A 328-nucleotide genomic window follows, 5' to 3' on the forward strand; every position below is an offset into this window, starting at 1 on the left:
TGAAGTTTTAACGGCAGGTTTTCCTACAAGCAAAATCAAAACCGTAAATCTATCAAGATTAGAAACTCAACTACAAGGTACGTTACAAAACAAATCGAAATCTTTCGAAGTAAGCATCCCTGGTTTGAACAAAACGCAAAAAACTTTTACTATTGTTGAAAATCAGGTATTATCTCCAGAATTACAAGCAAAATATCCTAACATCAAAACTTATGTAGGATATTCTTCAGATAATTCTCAAGACAAAATTGTTTTATCTTATTCTCCTTCTAAAGGAGTAACAGCATTAGTTCTTTCTCCTAACAATAATTATTCTATTGAAAAAAAG

At 30.2% G+C, this 328-nt stretch carries 1 protein-coding gene; it reads left to right on the plus strand.

Translation table 11 applies throughout. From position 1 onward, the window contains the following. Positions 1 to 328, plus strand: a 328-nt coding sequence (locus QWI17_RS00005) for a hypothetical protein (protein WP_302720460.1), incomplete at both ends; no start/stop codon positions are given.

The sequence above is a fragment of the Gilvimarinus gilvus genome (genome assembly GCF_030518155.1).
Taxonomy (GTDB): domain Bacteria; phylum Pseudomonadota; class Gammaproteobacteria; order Pseudomonadales; family Cellvibrionaceae; genus Gilvimarinus; species Gilvimarinus gilvus.